This is a genomic window from Burkholderia pyrrocinia (assembly GCF_003330765.1).
Taxonomy (GTDB): Bacteria; Pseudomonadota; Gammaproteobacteria; order Burkholderiales; family Burkholderiaceae; genus Burkholderia; species Burkholderia pyrrocinia_B.
In genome coordinates this window covers 527973-544466 of sequence record NZ_CP024902.1, presented here as the reverse complement: position 1 = coordinate 544466, position 16494 = coordinate 527973, and the positions used below count along the sequence as shown (strand labels likewise).

Here is a 16494-nt window from a genome sequence, read left to right as displayed (position 1 = left end):
CAATGTCCGTTCTTGATGGAAACCGCCATGTCAGATTTTCTCGACCAATATCCGATGCTCATCTTCGCGCTCGAAGCCTTCGTAGCGCTTGCACTGCTGATCTTCATCGTCGTGTGGACGTCGTCGGGCAGAAAGAAGCACGCACGCAACAACGACCGCCAGCCGCGCTGACGCGCTCCGCACGCTCAATGCAGCGTGCGCGGCATGTGCAGTGCGAACTCGTCGACCGGCGCCTCGAAGCGCTCGCCGTCCTCCGCCACGCAGAAGTACGCGCCACGCATCGTGCCGACCGGCGTCGCGATCACGGCCCAGCTCGTGTATTCGAACTGCTCGCCAGGCTGCAGCAGCGGCTGGTGCCCGACGACGCCGAGCCCCTTCACTTCCTGCACGTGGCTCTCGCTGTCCGTGATGATCCAGTGACGCGCGATCAGCTGCGCCGCGACCTGTCCCGTGTTGCGGATCGTCAGCGTGTACGCGAATGCGTATTGACGTTGATCGGGGTCGGATTGTTCCGGCAAGTAGCTGGTTTTCACCGAAACGGTGAACTGATACTGACTCATGGTGTTTCCACTGGAGGGTGAGACTGTCCGTGCCGGCGTGGGCGACGGGGCCGCGGACGCGCCGCTTTGGTTCGGCATTCTATGCGGAATCGGGCTGCAACCGCACGGCCCGCCGCCCGCGCGCCGGCCGCCGGGCGGTAGAATGTCGGTTTTGCGCCGCAACGCCCCCGCTCCCCTGCCATGACCCAATTCCGCATCGCTCCCAGCATCCTGTCGGCCGATTTCGCACGGCTCGGCGAAGAAGTCCGCAACGTGGTCGCCGCCGGCGCCGACTGGATCCACTTCGACGTGATGGACAACCATTATGTGCCGAACCTGACGATCGGACCGCTCGTGTGTGAAGCGATCCGCCCACACGTGCAGGTGCCGATCGACGTGCACCTGATGGTGCGCCCGGTCGACCGGATCGTGCCCGATTTCGCGAAGGCCGGTGCGAACCTGATCAGCTTCCACCCGGAAGGCTCCGATCACATCGACCGCACGCTGTCGCTGATCCGCGACCACGGCTGCAAGGCCGGCCTCGTGTTCAACCCGGCTACGCCGCTGAACTACCTCGACCACGTGATGGACCGCCTCGATTTCGTGCTGCTGATGTCGGTCAACCCCGGCTTCGGCGGCCAGTCGTTCATTCCGGAAACGCTGAACAAGCTGCGCGAAACGCGCGCACGCATCGACGCGTACACCGAGCGCACGGGCCGCGAGATCCTGCTCGAGGTCGACGGCGGCGTGAAGACCGACAACATCGCGGAAATCGCGGCGGCCGGGGCCGACACCTTCGTCGCGGGTTCGGCGATCTTCGGCAAGCCCGACTACCGCAAGGTGATCGACGAGATGCGCGCCGCGCTCGCCACCGTCGAGCGGAGCTGACGCCGTGGCCGAATCGTCGCTCGCCTGGCACGCGCCGGCCGGGGCCGCAACGGACGCCGCCCCGATCCGCTTCGCCGCGCCGCGCATCGACGCGGCGCTGATCGATCTCGACGGCACGATGGTCGACACGGCCGACGATTTCACGGCCGGCCTGAACGGAATGCTCGCGCAGCTCGACGCGCCGGCCACGTCGCGCGACGAGGTGATCGGCTACGTCGGCAAGGGCTCCGAACACCTGATCCAGAGCGTGCTGAAGCCGCGCTTCACGGCCGTCGAAGCACACGCGCGCTTCGACGACGCGCTGGCGATCTACCAGACCGAATACGCGAAGATCAACGGCCGCCATACGCGCCTCTATCCGGATGTGGCCGCCGGTCTCGACGCGCTGCGCGCGGCCGGCATCCGGCTCGCGTGCGTGACGAACAAGCCGCACCGCTTCGCGGTCGAACTGCTCGAGCAATACGGGCTGGCCGATTGCTTCGGCATCGTGCTCGGCGGCGACAGCGTCGCGCGCAAGAAGCCCGATCCGCTGCCGATGCTGACGGCCTGCGATGCGCTCGGCGTCGCGCCGGATACGGCGGTCGCGATCGGCGACTCGGAAAACGATGCGCTGGCGGGCCGCGCGGCCGGGATGGCGACGCTAACGGTGCCGTACGGCTACAACCACGGCAAAGCTATACAAACGATAAATTCGGATGGTATAGTCGATTCGTTGCTGGTCGCAGCTCGCGCGATCACCGCGCACAACGCCGGCCGGCCAACCCTCTGATTATTTCTTCCATCCGCATGTTTCTGAATAAAAAACGGAGTCTGAGCAGCATCGACCGGGGAGCCTGGCCCTGGCGTCGCTGGTCGCGCTAACCTCTTCGATGAGGTACGCTGAAGCACGTCTTCAGCGCCGTTTTTTATCTCGCTGCGCATCCGCGCGCCGATCGTCGCACCACCTCGAGTTCCACCGCGCCCGAACGCTTGCGTTCAGGGTCGGCCGCAGGCTCGCGACGTTCACGCCCGGAGTGCCGGCCGGCAACAGGCACTTCTCGATCGACCGCCCGTTCGCCGACGGCAGCCCGCGCAGCGTCAAGTGATCCCTGGCGCACGCCGCCGCTCGTCCCGAACAGGACCGGAACATGACCGAACTCGAATTCCAATCGCTCGCGAACGAAGGCTACAACCGCATCCCGCTGATCGCGGAAGCCCTCGCCGATCTCGAAACGCCGCTGTCCCTCTACCTGAAGCTGGCCCAGCCCGAACGTGCGGGCGCCAACTCGTTCCTGCTCGAATCGGTGGTCGGCGGCGAACGCTTCGGCCGCTATTCGTTCATCGGCCTGCCCGCACGCACGCTCGTACGCACCCGCAACGGTGTGTCGGAAGTCGTGCGCGACGGCCAGGTCGTCGAGACGCATGACGGCGACCCGTTCGAATTCATCGAATCGTTCCAGGCGCGCTTCAAGGTTGCGCAGCGCCCGGGCCTGCCGCGCTTCTGCGGCGGCCTCGCCGGCTATTTCGGCTACGACGCGGTTCGCTACATCGAGAAGAAGCTCGCGAACACCGCGCCGCGCGACGATCTCGGCCTGCCCGACATCCAGTTGCTGCTGACCGAGGAAGTCGCGGTGATCGACAACCTCGCCGGCAAGCTGTACCTGATCACCTACGCGGACCCGGGCCAGCCCGAGGCCTACGCGAAGGCGAAACAGCGCCTGCGCGAACTGAAGCAGCGCCTGCGCACGACCGTGCAGCCGCCCGTCACATCGGCGAGCGTGCGCACCGAAACGTTCCGCGAGTTCAAGAAGGAAGACTATCTGGCCGCCGTGCGCCAGGCGAAGGAATACATCGCGGCCGGCGAACTGATGCAGATCCAGGTCGGCCAGCGGCTGACGAAGCCGTACCGCGACAATCCGCTGTCGCTGTATCGCGCGCTGCGTTCGCTGAATCCGTCGCCGTACATGTACTACTACAACTTCGGCGATTTCCACGTGGTCGGTGCATCGCCGGAAATCCTCGTTCGCCAGGAAAAGCGCGGCGAAGACCAGATCGTCACGATCCGCCCGCTCGCCGGCACGCGCCCGCGCGGCAACACGCCCGAGCGCGATGCTGAACTCGCGACCGAACTGCTCAACGATCCGAAGGAGATCGCCGAGCACGTGATGCTGATCGACCTCGCGCGCAACGACGTCGGCCGCATCGCGGAAATCGGCTCGGTGCAGGTGACCGACAAGATGGTGATCGAGAAGTACTCGCACGTGCAGCACATCGTCAGTTCGGTCGAAGGCAAGCTGAAGCCCGGCATGACGAACTACGACGTGCTGCGTGCGACGTTCCCGGCCGGCACGCTGTCCGGCGCGCCGAAGGTGCGTGCGATGGAGCTGATCGACGAGCTCGAGCCGATCAAGCGCGGGCTGTACGGCGGCGCCGTCGGCTACCTGTCGTTCTCGGGCGAGATGGATCTCGCGATCGCGATCCGCACGGGCCTGATCCACAACGGCAACCTGTACGTGCAAGCGGCGGCCGGCGTCGTCGCGGATTCGGTGCCCGAATCCGAATGGCAAGAGACCGAGAACAAGGCGCGCGCGGTGCTGCGTGCGGCCGAACAGGTCCAAGACGGCCTCGACAGCGACTTCTGACCGGAGACTGACCATGCTGCTCATGATCGACAACTACGATTCGTTCACCTATAACCTGGTCCAGTACTTCGGCGAGCTGGGCGAGGACGTGCACACCTATCGCAACGATGAAATCACGCTCGACGAGGTCGCGCGCCTGAATCCCGATGTGATCTGCCTGTCGCCCGGCCCGAGCAACCCGCAGCACGCGGGCATCACGCTCGACATGCTGCGCGAATTCGCGGGCAAGAAACCGATCCTCGGCGTATGCCTCGGCCATCAGGCGATCGGCGAGGCGTTCGGCGGCCGCGTCGTGCGCGCGAAGACCATCATGCACGGCAAGGTGAGCAAGATCGAAACCGACTGCCGCGGCGTGTTCGCCGACCTGCCGAAGCATTTCGACGTCACGCGCTATCACTCGCTCGCGATCGAGCGCGAATCGCTGCCGGACTGTCTCGAGGTTTCCGCATGGACCGACGACGGCGAAATCATGGGCGTGCGTCACAAGACGCTGCCGATCGAAGGTGTGCAGTTCCACCCGGAATCGATCCTGTCCGAGCATGGCCATGCGCTGCTCGAGAACTTCCTCAAGCAGGCCCGCGCGGCCGCGCACGCCGCCTGACGGGAGCCTCACGATGACGATTACCCCGCAGGAAGCGCTGCAGCGCACGATCGAGCACCGCGAGATCTTCCACGACGAAATGCTGCACCTGATGCGGCTCATCATGCGCGGCGACATGTCGCCCGTGATGGCCGCCGCGATCATCACCGGGTTGCGCGTGAAGAAGGAGACGATCGGCGAGATCGCCGCCGCCGCGACCGTGATGCGCGAATTCGCGAACCACGTCGAGGTGCCGGACAATTCGAACTTCGTCGACATCGTCGGCACCGGCGGCGACGGCTCGCACACGTTCAACATCTCGACCGCGTCGATGTTCGTCACGGCCGCGGCCGGCGCGAAGGTCGCGAAGCACGGCAACCGCGGCGTGTCGAGCAAGTCCGGCAGCGCCGATGTGCTCGAAGCGCTCGGCGTGAACATCGACCTGCAATCCGACCAGGTTGCGGCGTCGATCGCCGAAACGGGCATGGGCTTCATGTTCGCGCCGAACCATCACCCGGCGATGAAGAACATCGCGGCCGTGCGCCGCGAACTCGGCGTGCGCACGATCTTCAACATCCTCGGCCCGCTAACCAATCCGGCCGGCGCACCGAACCAGTTGATGGGCGTGTTCCACGCCGACCTCGTCGGCATCCAGGTCCGCGTGATGCAACGCCTCGGTGCGCAACACGTGCTCGTTGTCTACGGCAAGGACGGGATGGACGAGGTCTCGCTCGGCGCCGCGACGCTCGTCGGCGAATTGCGCGACGGCAAGGTGCACGAATACGAAATCCATCCGGAGGACTTCGGCCTGCAGATGGTGTCGAACCGCACGCTGAAGGTGGAAAATGCAGACGAATCGCGCACGATGCTGCTCGGTGCGCTGGACAACCAGCCGGGCGTCGCGCGCGAGATCGTCACGCTGAACGCGGGCACCGCGCTGTATGCGGCAGACATCGCCGAATCGATCGCGGACGGCATCCAGCTCGCCCGCGAAGCGATCGCGAGCGGCAAGGCCCGCGCGAAGGTCGACGAACTCGTGCGCTTCACACAGCAGTTCAAGCGCTGACTCCCCTCACGAATCAAGCAGGAACCCACATGAGCGACATTCTCGACCGAATCATCGCCGTCAAGCGCGAAGAAGTCGCGGCGGCCATGCGCAGCACGCCGCTCGAGGCACTGAAACTGGACGCATCCGCGCGCGACCTGCGCGACTTCGTCGGCGCGCTGCGGGCGAAGCACGCGGCCGGCGACGCCGCCGTGATCGCCGAAATCAAGAAGGCAAGCCCGTCGAAGGGCGTGCTGCGCGAGCATTTCGTGCCGGCCGACATTGCGCGCTCGTACGCGGCGCACGGCGCCGCGTGCCTGTCGGTGCTGACCGACGAGCAGTTCTTCCAGGGCGGTATCCGCTATCTGGAAGAGGCGCGCGCGGCCTGCACGCTGCCCGTGCTGCGCAAGGACTTCATCGTCGACGCGTACCAGATCCTCGAGGCGCGCGCGATGGGCGCCGACGCGCTCCTGCTGATCGCCGCCGCGCTCGACACGCCGCTGATGCAGGACCTCGAGGCGTATGCGCACTCGCTCGGTCTCGCCGTGCTGGTCGAAGTGCACGACCGCGACGAGCTGGAACAGGCGCTGACGCTCAAGACGCCGCTGCTCGGTATCAACAACCGCAACCTGCGCACGTTCGAGACGTCGATCCAGACCACGCTCGACATGCTCGACATGATTCCGCCTGACCGCATCGTCGTGACCGAATCGGGCATCCTGTCGCGCACCGACGTCGATACGATGCGCGCGGCGAACGTGAACACGTTCCTCGTCGGCGAAGCGTTCATGCGCGCCGACCAGCCGGGCGAGGAACTCGCGCGGATGTTCTTCTGATGGCGATCGAAAAAGAAATCAAGCTCGCGCTGCCGGCCGGCCAGGCCGATGCCGCGCGGCGCTTCTTCGAGACGCTGACCGGCGAGCCCGGTCACGACATCACGCTCGCGAACGTCTATTACGACACGCCCGATCTCGCGCTGGCCCGCTCGAAGAGCGCGGTACGCGTGCGCCGCGCGCCGAACGGCTGGTTGCAGACGTTCAAGACGGTCGGCAGCGCGGAAGGCGGCCTGCATCGCCGCCACGAATGGGAACTGCCTGTCGCCGGCGACGCGCTCGAGATCGATGCGCTGGTCGCGGCCTGCGACGTGCCGGAAGCCGCCGCGGCGCTGAAAGACGCGGCGGGCGCGCTGTCCGCGCTGTTCCGCACGGATTTTTCGCGTACGCTGTGGCGCATCGCAATCGGCGGCGCAACCGTCGAAGCCGCGGTGGACCTCGGCGAGATCGTCGTCCAGGCGGAAAACGAAACGCGCCGCGAACCGATCAGCGAAATCGAACTCGAACTGATCGATGGCCCGGAAGCGGCGCTCGCGACGCTCGCCGCCGAACTGCAGCAGGCGCTGCCGGGCCTCGCTCCCGAAAACATCAGCAAGGCGCAGCGCGGCTACCGGCTGCGCGCGCAATAAACACGCATCACGCATGGCAACCCGCAAGACTTCCCGCGCGCCGCAACAGGCGTCGCTGTTCGATGATCCCGTGCCGGAAACGGCACCGGTCGACATTCCGTCCCCGGCTTCCGCGCCGGCCCGTGCCGGGCGCAAGCCCGCAAAGAAAGCCGCTGCGCCGGCCCCGGCCGCCACGGCGCCGCAGCCCGTTGTCGCCGACGTTCCGCACCTCGCCGCGCAATTCGACGCGCTGCCGGCCGTCTGGCGCGACGTGCTGAAACCCTTTACCGACAGCGACGCGTACACGCCGCTGTGCCGCTTCGTCGACGACGAGCGTGCGGCCGGCAAGACGGTCTATCCGACCGACGTGTTCCGCGCGCTGCGCCTGACGAGCCCGGACGACGTGAAGGTCGTGATCCTCGGCCAGGACCCGTACCACGGCGACGATCGCGGCACGCCGCAGGCACACGGCCTCGCGTTCTCGGTGCCGCCGGCCGTCCGCACGCCGCCGTCGCTGCGCAACATCTTCAAGGAAATCGCCGCGAACTTCGGTCACGACACGCCGCGCCACGGCTGCCTCGACACCTGGGCGCGCCAGGGCGTGCTGCTGCTCAACACGGTGCTGACGGTCGAGCGCGGCGCGGCCGCAAGCCACGCGAAGCGCGGCTGGGAACAATGCACGGACACGCTGATCCGCGAACTCGCCGGCCGCCATCGCGGGCTCGTCTTCATGCTGTGGGGCGCGCACGCGCAGGCAAAGCGCGCGCTGTTCGACGCGAGCGCACATTGCGTGCTCGAGGCGCCGCATCCGTCGCCGCTGTCCGCGCACCGTGGCTTCCTCGGCTGCCGCCATTTCGCGCTGGCGAACGACTATCTCGTCGAAGCAGACCGCGCACCGATCGACTGGCGCCTGCCGGAAGTGGCCGAAACACTCGCGTAACGGCCGAGCCGGTTCTTCCGCCGGCCGGCATGCAAAAACGCCGCGCCCCTTTGGGGGACGCGGCGTTTTTTTTAATCGGACGATGCAGCGGATGCGTCGCACCCGCATCGACCTTACGCGGCGGCGATCGCTTCGCGTGCGCTGGCGAGCGCGGCGCTCTGCGCATCCGGCCCGAGGTTCAGGCCTTCCGCGAAGATGAAGCTCACGTCGGTCATGCCGACGAAGCCGAGGAACGTGCGCAGGTACGGCGTCTGGCTGTCGTTCGGCGTACCGGCGTACTTGCCGCCGCGGGCCGTCACCACGTGAACCTTCTTGCCCTTGATCAGGCCTTCCGGACCGTTCTCGGTGTAGCGGAACGTGACGCCTGCACGTGCGATCCAGTCGAAGTACGTCTTCAGTTGCGACGAGATGCCGAAGTTGTACATCGGCGCGCCGATCACGATGATGTCGGCAGCTTGCAGTTCGGCGATCAGCGCATCGCTCTTCGCGACGATCGCATTCTGCTCCGCGGTGCGATTGTCGGCCGGCGTGAAGAACGCGCCGAGCACCGATTCGTCGAGGTGCGGCAGCGCATCGGCCAGCAGGTCGCGAACCACCACCTTCGCGTCAGGATTCGATTGTTGCAGCTTTGCCGTCAGTTCATTGGCCAGCAGCGTGGATTGCGCACCTTGCGAACGCGCCGCGGAATTGATTTGCAGAATGGTCGTCATGTCAGGCTCCGGTTGGGTTGCGCTTCGGTAGCGCGAGTGACGCCATTGTGCGTGGCCGCATCAGCGCGAAAAAGCGGGTTCAGGGCGACGGATTGTTGCAACAGCAGAACAATCCTCGGTCGCGCCCCGATTCCCGCCACCGTGCGCTCAGCCCTTCAGCCAGGCTTCCCGGGCCCTGGATACTGCGGCCGGCTTCGCTGCCGCCGTCAGCCGGTAGCGTGTGACTTCCGGCCCGTCGAGCTTCAGTTTCGCCGTGCGCAGCTCGTCGCGGCGGAAGGCGTGAACCTCGACCTTGTCGCCCGGCCGGTAGCGCGAGAGCAGCGTATCGAGGTTCGTGCCCGTGACGCGCAGCCCGTCGACCGCGATCAGCGTGTCGCCGGCCGACAGCCCCGCGCGATGCGCGGCGCCGCCGTCGTACACAGCCGCGAACGTGCAGTCCGCACCGCCGCGCAGGCGCGCGCCGATCGTCGGCTTCGCGGCCGCGCCGATCGCGACATCGGGCGCGAGCGTCACGCCGAACGGCGCGAGCAGCTCGCCGAGCGGCAGGTCGCGCGTGCCGTGCACGGCGTCGGCAAACAGGCGGCCCAGCGCAACACCGGTTGCCGCTTCGATCAGCGCCTCGACTTCGTTTTCCTCGACGCCCGCCTGCTTGCCGCGGTAGAAATCGCGGCCGTAGCGTTGCCACAGCAGACGCATCACGTCGTCGAGCGACTTCCGGTTGCGCGTCTGCGCGCGGATCGCGAGATCGAATGCGAGCGCGACGAGCGAACCCTTCGTGTAGTAGCTGACGATCGCGTTGGTCGCGTTCTCGTCCTGGCGGTAGTACTTGATCCACGCGTCGAACGAGCTTTCCGCGACGCTCTGCTTGAGCCGGCCCGTGCCGCGCAGCACGCCGCCGACCGTGCGGCCGAGCGCCGCGAAATATTCGTCCTGCGACATCAGCCCGCTGCGCACCAGCATCAGGTCGTCGTAATACGACGTGAAGCCTTCGAACAGCCACAGCAGCGACGTGTAGTTCTCGCGCGTCAGGTCGTACGGCACGAACGCCGCCGGCTTGATGCGCTTCACGTTCCACGTGTGGAAGTACTCGTGGCTGCAGAGGCCGAGATATGTGCGATAGCCTTCCGTCGTTTCGGGCCGCCCCTTCACCGGCAGGTCGGTCCGGTTGCAGATCAGCGCGGTCGACGCGCGATGCTCGAGGCCGCCGTAGCCGTCGCTGACCGCGAGCGTCATGAACACGTAGCGGTCCATCGGCGCCTTCTTCGATTTCGGCTCGAACAGCGCGATCTGCGCTTCGCACACGCGCTTCAGGTCGGTACGCAGCCGCTCCAGGTCGAGCTGCGTCACGCGCCCCGCGATCACGATATCGTGCGGCACGCCGTGTGCCTCGAACGTCGTGAGCGCGAATTCTCCGATCGTCACCGGATGGTCGGAGAGTTCGTCGTAGTTCGACGCGCGATACGCGCCGAAACCGTAGCGCTTCGTGCCGCGCGCCTCGGGCAGCGCGGTGCCGACGCGCCACGCGCGGAACGCCGTGCCGGCCGGTTTCGCAATGTCGACTTCGCACGGCGCGTCCTCGCGGCCGGCGACGCTCAGGAACACGGCCGTCGCGTTGAAGAAACCGCCCGATTCGTCGAGATACGCGGAGCGCACCGACAGGTCCCACGCATACACGTCGTAGCGCAGCGTCAGCGCGCCGGTCACGGGCGCAGCCTGCCACGTGTGCTTGTCGGTCTTCGCGATCCGCACCTTGCGGCCCGCGTCGTTGAATGCGCCGAGCGTCACGATGTTGCGCGCGAACTCGCGCACGAGGTAGCTGCCCGGAATCCACACCGGCAGCGAGAAGCGCTGACCTTGGGGATCGGGATCGGCGACCGTCACCGACACTTCGAACAGGTGCGCGGCAAGATCTTTCGGGACAATCGAATAGCGGATCGGCTGGGTCATCGTGGCAATCGGTCGGTCGAATACGGCGGCAAAAACGAAGAGAGGCGCCGGCGGATAACGCGGGCGCCCCTCGCTGGCCGGGCCATGCGGCCCGGCGTGTCGGTCTGTTACTTGCTCGAGGCGAGCGCCTGGTTGAGCTGCTCGGCCGACACCGCGCCCGGCAGGCGGCGGCCGTCCGGCAAGAAGATCGTCGGCGTGCCCGTGACGTTCATCCCGCGGCCGAGCGCGAGGTTCTTGTCGAGCGCGGTCGTGTCGCACGTGCCCGCGCCGGACGGCGCGCGGTGGTCGAGCATCCAGCTCTGCCACGTTTTCGCACGGTCGGTTGCGCACCAGATCGCCTTCGACTTCACGGTCGAATCCGGCGACAGGACCGGGTACAGGAACGTGTAGACGGTGACGTTGTCGACCGACTGCAGCGTCGTCTCGAGCTTCTTGCAGTACGGGCAGTTCGGATCGGAGAACACCGCGATCTTGCGTGCGCCGTTGCCCTTGACGACCTTGATCGCATTCGCGAACGGCAGGCTCGCGAAGTCGATCTTGTTGATTTCGGACAGGCGTGCGTCGGTCAGGTTCTTGTGCGTCTTGGCGTCGACGAGATCGCCGAGCAGCACGTAGTCGCCCGCCGCGTCGCTATAGATGATCTGCGAGCCCATGTTCACTTCGTAAAGGCCCGCGACCGGCGACTTCGACACGCTCTTGATCGGCGCGTCGCTGCCGAGACGGGCCTGCAGCGTGGCTTTCAGCTTGTCGGTGGTTTGGTCGGCCTGCGCGGTGCAGCCGAGCGTCGCCATCGTGACGGCCAGCGCCAGCGACGCGATGCGGATCGTTTTTTTCATCCTGTTCTTCCTTCAGCTCAATCGGAGTGCACGGCACAGTGTACGCCGTAACGGAACCGAGTCCGACCGGCGAAGCGGCCGAAGGTTCGATCAGCCGAGCGCGGACGACACTAGCCAGCGCTTCACGAGCGGCTGCGCCCCGACGAATGCCATGCCCGCATTGCGCACGGCCTTCGCGAGCGAGCCTGGCACCGCGAACAGCCGCTGCAGCCCGTCGGTCGCGACCATCAGCGCGCGGATGTCCTCGCGGCGCGAACGCTCGTAGCGGCGCAGCAGCACCGTATCGCCGAGGTTGCGGAAGCTTTCCTTGACTGCGATCGCGTCGGCGAGCGCTGCGACGTCGCGCAGCCCGAGGTTCATCCCCTGCCCCGCGAGCGGGTGGATCAGGTGCGCGGCATCGCCGACGAGCGCGACACGCGGCGCGATCAGTTTGTCGACCGTCTGCAGCGCCAGCGGGAAGCCGGCGGCCGGCGTCACGCATTCGAGCGTGCCGACCTGGCCGTGCGACACGCGCTCGACTTCGGCCGCAAGCTGCGCCGGATCGAGTGCGAGCAGTTCGTCCGCATGCGCGGTGTGTGCGGACCACACAAGCGACACGTGGCCGTCCGGCAGCGGCAGCAGCGCGACGATCTCGCCGTCGCAGAACCACTGATAGGCCGTCTCGCGATGCGGCAGCGACGCCTTGAAGTTCGCGACGACACCGGTCTGCCGGTAGTCGCGTCGCTCGACTTTGGCCCCCATTTGCGAGCGCACCCACGAATGCGCGCCGTCGGCGCCGACGATGAGGTCGGCTTCCAGCACCTGCCCCGACGACAGCGTGAGCACGGCCGCGTCGTCGCGCACGTCGAAGCCCTGTGCGCGCGCGTCGAACCATGTGAGGTTCGGCTGAAACCGCAGCGCGGCGTCGAGCGACGTCTCGACCAGCGACGATTCGGCGATCCACGCGAGTTGCGGCACGGAGGCCTGGTACGCGGAGAAATGCAGTTCGGCATGCGCATCGCCGTACACGCGCATGTCGTAGACGGGTGCGAGCCGGCTGTGGTCGAGCGCCTGCCAGACCCGCAGCCGCTCGAGCAAGGCCTGCGAACTGGACGACAGCGCGTAGACGCGCGTGTCGAACGCGAGATCGGCGGGGCGCGGCGTGGCCGGCTGGGCGAGCAAGGCAGTCTTGTAACCGGACTGGGTCAGCGCGAGCGCGGCCGTCTTGCCGACGAGCCCGCCGCCGACCACGGCGACGTCGAAGGTGTGGTGGGCAGTCATGGCGGGCATTATAGCCGCGGGGCCAAACCCTTACGCGGCCGGACTTTGCCGGAAATCAGCAGAATCGCGGACGGATGCGGCGGCGCGGCGGCCCGCCGCATCGACCGTTCGGCGCAAGCCCGGGATCCGGGGCGTCGGCACGGTACAATAGCGCCTTTGACCGTCGGCCTGCCGCGCCCCAAGCGCCGGCCGCCCTTTTTTCCCGCGCCGCCGTGCCCTGTCCGGCCGCGCCGCCCCACCCGTCCGAAGGATTCCATGAGTCTCAAATGCGGCATCGTCGGCTTGCCCAACGTCGGCAAGTCCACCCTGTTCAATGCGCTGACCAAGGCCGGCATCGCCGCCGAGAACTACCCGTTCTGCACGATCGAGCCGAACGTCGGCATCGTCGAAGTGCCCGATACGCGCCTGAAGGCGCTCTCCGAGATCGTCAAGCCCGAGCGCGTCGTGCCGGCCGTCGTCGAGTTCGTCGACATCGCCGGCCTCGTCGCGGGCGCGAGCAAGGGTGAAGGCCTCGGCAACCAGTTCCTCGCGAACATCCGTGAAACCGACGCGATTACGCACGTCGTGCGCTGCTTCGAGGACGAGAACGTCATTCACGTCGCCGGCAAGGTCAGCCCGATCGACGACATCGAAGTGATCAACACCGAACTCGCGCTCGCCGATCTCGGCACCGTCGAGAAGGCGCTCACGCGCTATTCCAAGGCGGCGAAGTCGGGCAACGACAAGGAAGCCGGCAAGCTCGCGGCCGTGCTCGAAAAGACGCGCGCGCATCTGGACCAGGGCAAGGCCGTGCGCGGTCTCGACCTGTCCGACGACGAGGCCGCGCTGCTCAAACCGTTCTGCCTGATCACCGCGAAGCCCGCGATGTACGTGGCGAACGTGAAGGACGACGGCTTCGCGAACAATCCGCACCTCGATGCGGTGCGCAAGTACGCGGAAAGCGAGAACGCGCCGGTGGTCGCCGTGTGCGCGGCGATCGAGGCGGAAATCGCCGATCTCGACGATGCGGACAAGGAAGCGTTCCTCGCCGACATGGGCATGGAAGAGCCAGGGCTCGACCGCGTGATCCGCGCGGGCTTCAAGCTGCTCGGCCTGCAGACCTATTTCACCGCGGGCGTGAAGGAAGTGCGCGCGTGGACGATCCATATCGGCGACACGGCGCCGCAGGCGGCCGGCGTGATCCACACCGACTTCGAGCGCGGCTTCATCCGCGCACAGACGATCGCGTTCAACGACTTCGTCTCGTACAAGGGTGAGCAAGGCGCGAAGGAAGCCGGCAAGATGCGCGCGGAAGGGAAGGAATATGTCGTGCACGACGGCGACGTGATGAACTTCCTGTTCAACGTCTGACACCTGCATCAGCCGATGCCGTGCGATATGCATGGCATCGCGCCACGCGTGCTCCGGCACGAAAAAAATGGCCCGACCGGCAAGCGCCGATCGGGCCATTTGTCATTGCGGAGGCGTCCCCGCCAGCCGACAGCGAACGCTCGTGCCCGCCGCTGCTTCGTTACTGCATCACGTCGCCGATACGCGCCGCCCCTCGCTCGCCCGCGCATCGCGACCGCGCTTGTTCAGCCACGACGCGAGCAGCACGATCAACGCCAGCACCGCCGTCGCCCCCACTTCCATCCGGTGATCCTCGCTGACGAACATCACGGTCAGCGTGCCGCAGATGAACAGGATCACGGCCCACGTGAGCCACGGGAACATCCACATCCGCAGCGTCAGGTCGGCGCCGCTCGATTCGAGCGTCTTGCGCATCCGCAACTGCGAGATCGCGATCACCAGATACACGAGCAGCGCGATCGCGCCCGACGTCGCGAGCAGGAAGCCGAACACCTGTTCCGGCATCAGGTAGTTCGCGATCACGGTCACGAAGCCGAATGCAGTGGACGCGAGCACGGCCGCACGCGGCGTGCCGGTCGAATCGGTGCGATGCAGGAACGCAGGCGCGTCCTTGCGCTTCGACAACGAGAACAACATTCGCGAGGCCGTGTACAGCGCCGAATTCAGGCAGCTCGCGACCGACACGAGCACGATCACGTCGATGATCGCCTTCGCGTTCGGGATGCCGATCAATTCCATCGCGCGCTGATACGAGCCGTGCGTCGGCAGCAGCGGGTCGTTCCACGGCACGATGGCCGCGACGACGAGGATCGAGCCGAGATAGAACAGCGTGATGCGCCAGATCACCGAGTTCGTCGCGCGCACGATCTGGCGCTGCGGGTTGTCCGATTCGGCGGCCGCGATCGTCACGATCTCGGTGCCGAGGAACGAGAACATCGTTGTCAGCATCGCCGCCAGCACCGCACCGGCGCCGTGCGGCATGAAGCCCTGATGCGCGAACAGGTTCGACACGCCCGATACGGCCGGCGCGGGCACGATGCCGACGATCGCCGCGCCGCCGATGCACAGGAACACGACGATCGCGACGACCTTGATCAGCGCGAACCAGAATTCGAATTCGCCGTAGTTCTTGACGGAAAAGAGGTTGGTGACGGTGAGCAGCAGCGTGATGCCGAGCGCGAAGATCCAGGTCGCGACACCAGGGAACCAGGCATTGAGGATGGTCGCAGCGGCCGTCGCCTCGATCGGGATCACGAGCACCCAGAACCACCAGTACAGCCAGCCGATCGTGAAGCCGGCCCAGTGGCCGATCGCGCGATCGGCATAAGTCGAGAACGACCCGCTGTCCGGATGCGCGACGGCCATCTCGCCGAGCATGCGCATCACCAGTACGACCAGCATGCCCGCGATCGCATACGCGAGTATCGACGCCGGACCGGCTTCCGCGATCGCGTGGCCGGAGCCGACGAACAAGCCCGCGCCGATAACGCCGGCAATCGACATCATCGTCACGTGACGCTGCTTCAGGCCCGTGCCGAGGCCTGTGTTGCTTCCACTCATCTGTCTCTCTCCAAAAAACGGTTCCGGTACGACCGGGGGTCGCGTGAAGGCGGCGCGGGGAGTTGTCGTTCTTGAATCCGGCTGCGACCGCGCGTGCGTCGCACGCGGGCATGAGGCCGAAGGGCCGTTCGGGTCGGTGCGCCGCGCAGCCTGCGAAGCTGCGGGTGCGATGCGGCACGCATGGCGCCGGCGCATCGCGTGCGCCCTTTCCGTCGGCTTTCGTCAGCCGCCTTCGAAGCGAAGGAGTGTAAGCATCAAACGGTTCTTCACTAAGAACCAATTGAAGAATTTCGATGGAACCACTTGTTGCATCGATGCAAACCGATGCAACACCTGGTTCGGTTCGGCGCCGGCTCGCGGGTCGTCAGGCCGCTTCCGTCAAAGGCATGCCGGCCGCTTGGCGCGTCGGGCGCTCAGTTCGCGCCGCGCGCCGCTTCGTCCCGCCACTTGGCAGGCACGATGGCGTGCCATTCTCGCAGGAGCAGGTTTTTCACGGCGTCGGGATGCGCGGTCGACAGGCGCACCAGCACGATCGGCCAGCCCGCATAGTGATCGGTCACGTAATACACGTCGGGCTCCGATTCGATCAGCCACGCGCGCTCGTCGGGGCCGACGCCCTTCACGACGAGCGTGTCGCCGTCCTCGCGCAGCCGCGCGAGCATCTTGCCCTTCACCTTGAGTGCGGGCGTGCCGTACGACGTGCCCTCCTCGACGCCGCGCCACGCCAGTGCGATCTGCCGGACTTCGTCGAATGTCACGATGCCTCCCCGACCGTTC

Annotated in this window: 17 protein-coding genes; 10 read left to right on the top strand and 7 right to left on the bottom strand. The window is 66.5% G+C overall.

Going from position 1 to position 16494, the window contains the following annotated elements:
• Positions 1–27: 27 nt before the first annotated feature.
• Positions 28–171 carry a hypothetical protein gene (locus CUJ89_RS38445; RefSeq protein WP_014898203.1) on the top strand — a complete coding sequence of 48 codons (144 nt, stop codon included), beginning with the start codon at positions 28–30 and terminating at the stop codon, positions 169–171.
• A 14-nt stretch (positions 172–185) separates the two neighbouring features.
• On the opposite strand, the gene apaG is transcribed toward CUJ89_RS38445, so the two are convergent.
• Positions 186–560: a Co2+/Mg2+ efflux protein ApaG gene (gene apaG / locus CUJ89_RS02560; RefSeq protein ID WP_114175986.1), complete on the bottom strand. Its 375-nt coding sequence runs from the start codon at positions 558–560 to the stop codon at positions 186–188.
• A 180-nt stretch (positions 561–740) separates the two neighbouring features.
• Between apaG and rpe the strand changes: the two genes are divergently transcribed.
• The 8 genes from rpe (at position 741) to CUJ89_RS02520 (ending at position 8054) form a co-directional block, all read left to right on the top strand.
• Positions 741–1427: a ribulose-phosphate 3-epimerase gene (rpe, locus tag CUJ89_RS02555; protein ID WP_114175984.1), complete on the top strand. Its 687-nt coding sequence runs from the start codon at positions 741–743 to the stop codon at positions 1425–1427.
• A gap of 4 nt (positions 1428–1431) precedes the next feature.
• Positions 1432–2196 (top strand): phosphoglycolate phosphatase, encoded by a 765-nt coding sequence (locus tag CUJ89_RS02550; protein WP_114175982.1) that lies wholly within the window; start codon positions 1432–1434, stop codon positions 2194–2196.
• A 358-nt stretch (positions 2197–2554) separates the two neighbouring features.
• Positions 2555–4048 carry an anthranilate synthase component I gene (gene trpE, locus CUJ89_RS02545; protein ID WP_114175981.1) on the top strand — a complete coding sequence of 498 codons (1494 nt, stop codon included), beginning with the start codon at positions 2555–2557 and terminating at the stop codon, positions 4046–4048.
• Between the two features lie 13 nt (positions 4049–4061).
• Positions 4062–4649: an aminodeoxychorismate/anthranilate synthase component II gene (locus CUJ89_RS02540; RefSeq protein ID WP_114175979.1), complete on the top strand. Its 588-nt coding sequence runs from the start codon at positions 4062–4064 to the stop codon at positions 4647–4649.
• A gap of 13 nt (positions 4650–4662) precedes the next feature.
• Positions 4663–5694, top strand: coding sequence for an anthranilate phosphoribosyltransferase (gene trpD / locus CUJ89_RS02535; RefSeq protein ID WP_114175977.1), 1032 nt, complete (start codon positions 4663–4665; stop codon positions 5692–5694).
• A 29-nt stretch (positions 5695–5723) separates the two neighbouring features.
• The gene (trpC, locus tag CUJ89_RS02530; RefSeq protein WP_114175975.1) at positions 5724–6509 is read left to right on the top strand and encodes an indole-3-glycerol phosphate synthase TrpC; all 786 of its coding nucleotides are present in this window, start codon (positions 5724–5726) and stop codon (positions 6507–6509) included.
• Complete coding sequence (locus CUJ89_RS02525; RefSeq protein WP_114175973.1) at positions 6509–7135, top strand: CYTH domain-containing protein; 627 nt, start codon at positions 6509–6511, stop codon at positions 7133–7135. The genes trpC and CUJ89_RS02525 overlap by 1 nt, the downstream gene beginning before the upstream one ends.
• A 13-nt stretch (positions 7136–7148) precedes the next feature.
• On the top strand, positions 7149–8054 hold the full coding sequence (locus tag CUJ89_RS02520) for a uracil-DNA glycosylase (RefSeq protein ID WP_114175971.1): 906 nt from the start codon (positions 7149–7151) through the stop codon (positions 8052–8054).
• Positions 8055–8167: 113 nt separating this feature from the next.
• On the opposite strand, the gene CUJ89_RS02515 is transcribed toward CUJ89_RS02520, so the two are convergent.
• From CUJ89_RS02515 to CUJ89_RS02500, 4 genes are all read right to left on the bottom strand, one after another.
• A complete protein-coding gene (locus tag CUJ89_RS02515; RefSeq protein WP_114175969.1) occupies positions 8168–8764 on the bottom strand; it encodes an FMN-dependent NADH-azoreductase in 597 nt (198 codons plus the stop codon).
• Between the two features lie 147 nt (positions 8765–8911).
• Positions 8912–10711: a M61 family metallopeptidase gene (locus CUJ89_RS02510; protein WP_114175968.1), complete on the bottom strand. Its 1800-nt coding sequence runs from the start codon at positions 10709–10711 to the stop codon at positions 8912–8914.
• A 107-nt stretch (positions 10712–10818) separates the two neighbouring features.
• Positions 10819–11547 carry a DsbC family protein gene (locus tag CUJ89_RS02505; RefSeq protein ID WP_114175966.1) on the bottom strand — a complete coding sequence of 243 codons (729 nt, stop codon included), beginning with the start codon at positions 11545–11547 and terminating at the stop codon, positions 10819–10821.
• A gap of 90 nt (positions 11548–11637) precedes the next feature.
• Positions 11638–12816, bottom strand: coding sequence for a UbiH/UbiF family hydroxylase (locus tag CUJ89_RS02500; RefSeq protein ID WP_114175964.1), 1179 nt, complete (start codon positions 12814–12816; stop codon positions 11638–11640).
• Positions 12817–13062: 246 nt separating this feature from the next.
• Between CUJ89_RS02500 and ychF the strand changes: the two genes are divergently transcribed.
• Entirely contained in the window at positions 13063–14157 is a 1095-nt protein-coding gene (gene ychF, locus CUJ89_RS02495; protein WP_114175962.1) for a redox-regulated ATPase YchF, read from the top strand.
• A 168-nt stretch (positions 14158–14325) separates the two neighbouring features.
• Here ychF and gabP read toward each other — a convergent pair whose 3' ends face one another.
• Entirely contained in the window at positions 14326–15717 is a 1392-nt protein-coding gene (gene gabP / locus CUJ89_RS02490; protein ID WP_114175960.1) for a GABA permease, read from the bottom strand.
• A gap of 413 nt (positions 15718–16130) precedes the next feature.
• Positions 16131–16475 (bottom strand): MmcQ/YjbR family DNA-binding protein, encoded by a 345-nt coding sequence (locus tag CUJ89_RS02485; RefSeq protein ID WP_114175959.1) that lies wholly within the window; start codon positions 16473–16475, stop codon positions 16131–16133.
• Positions 16476–16494 lie beyond the last annotated feature (19 nt).